Genomic DNA, 1,679 nt, shown 5'->3' on the forward strand with positions numbered 1-1,679 from the left:
CTTGCAGGAGCACGGTATCAGTGGTCTGATTATTCCGGACCTTCCGCTTGAGGAAGCGGAGGAGCTGGGAGGACGGGCAGCAGAGGTGGGTGTGCATCTGATTCCTCTGGTGGCTCCAACTTCTGAACAGCGGATCGAGCGAATTGTCCGTCAGGCCCGAGGATTTGTATACTGTGTATCCTCGCTGGGTGTAACCGGGGAAAGAGCTTCCTTTTTTGAAGGTATAGAGGGCTTTATCGCGCAGGTCAAACGGCATACGGATATTCCGGTAGCGGTCGGCTTTGGGATCTCTACTCAAGAGCAGGTAGCCCGGTTTTCAAACATTTGCGATGGAGTTGTGGTCGGCAGTGCTATTGTACGTCAGGTGGAAGAAGCCATTCCATTGCTGAATGATTCTGCGCGCAGGCAAGAAGGTCTTTTGCAAATTCATAATTTTGTGGCACAATTAAAGCAGTAATGGCTGTCAAAATAGAAAGTAATAAATATGTTCTGATTGGATAGAGGAGGTAGGGGCATGCAACCTAAACCGCATATTGTACATTTGCCAGTATATCAGCCCGGTAAACCGATTGAAGACGTAAAACGTGAGCTGGGACTCGATGAAGTCATCAAGCTCGCCTCGAACGAGAATCCGTATGGTAGCTCTCCCAAAGTGTTGCAGGCCATTCAGCAGGAGTTTGCTAACATTAGTGTATATCCTGACGGAAGTGCCGTAGCTTTGACACAGGCACTAGCTAAACGGACGGGTTTAAAAGAGGAACAGTTTATCTATGGCTGCGGATCTGACGAAATAAGTGCGTTGATTACGCGTGCTTTTCTCCTTCCTGGGGAAGAAAGCATTATGGCCGATCAGACATTTTCCGTATACAAAAGTAACGTAGAAATTGAGGGAGCGGTTGCAGTTGAGGTGCCTTTGCGTGACGGTGTACATGATCTGGATGCTATGCTGTCCCACATCAATGACCGTACGAAAATTATTTGGATCTGTAATCCAAATAACCCGACGGGCACGATTGTACCCGAAGCAGAGCTGATTGCGTTTTTGGACCAAGTACCAAAGCATATCATGGTTGTACTGGATGAAGCCTACGCCGAGTTTGTGACGGATCGCTCGTATCCCGACGGCATTCGTTTGTTGCCAGCGTATGAAAACCTGGTTGTACTACGCACCTTCTCCAAAATCTATGGGCTTGCTTCGCTGCGCATTGGTTATGGTATGGGAGCTGAGTCAATCATTCGCTTGATAAATCAGGTTCGTGAACCGTTTAATACATCACGGGTAGCACAGGCTGCGGCCATTGCTGCCCTGGAAGATCAGGAATTTGTTCAAGAATGCCGGGATCGTAATGCAGAGGGCAGAGCTTATTTGCAAAATGAGCTGAAGCGTCTGGGACTGGAGTCTTTCCCAGCACATGGTAATTTTATTATGCTGGATGTACGTCGTCCATCCGGTGAAGTATTCCAGGAGTTGCTTCGTAAAGGTGTGATTATTCGCGCAGGTCATCACAAATATCCGACATATATTAGGGTGTCGGTTGGATCACAGCCGCAAAATGAGTTGTTTATTCGTGCGCTGGAACAGGTCCTGGGGGCGGAAGCGGCGAAAGTACGCCTATAATTTCCGCAGATGGGATTTGATAATTGATGAAGATTGCCATTTTCGGCGTGGGACTGATTGG

The 1,679-nt window shown here is 48.2% G+C and carries 2 protein-coding genes; both read left to right on the forward strand.

The window, feature by feature from the left end; genetic code table 11:
• Window positions 1–457: tryptophan synthase subunit alpha (trpA, locus tag GRP75_RS26215; protein WP_160790805.1), on the forward strand; the 457-nt coding region annotated here is incomplete at its 5' end.
• Window positions 458–514: 57 nt separating this feature from the next.
• A complete protein-coding gene (gene hisC, locus GRP75_RS26220) occupies window positions 515–1,618 on the forward strand; it encodes a histidinol-phosphate transaminase (RefSeq protein ID WP_160790806.1) in 1,104 nt (367 codons plus the stop codon).
• Window positions 1,619–1,679: the final 61 nt, after the last annotated feature.

Source organism: Paenibacillus sp. OT2-17 (genome assembly GCF_009827695.1).
Classification (GTDB): Bacteria; Bacillota; Bacilli; order Paenibacillales; family Paenibacillaceae; genus Paenibacillus; species Paenibacillus polymyxa_B.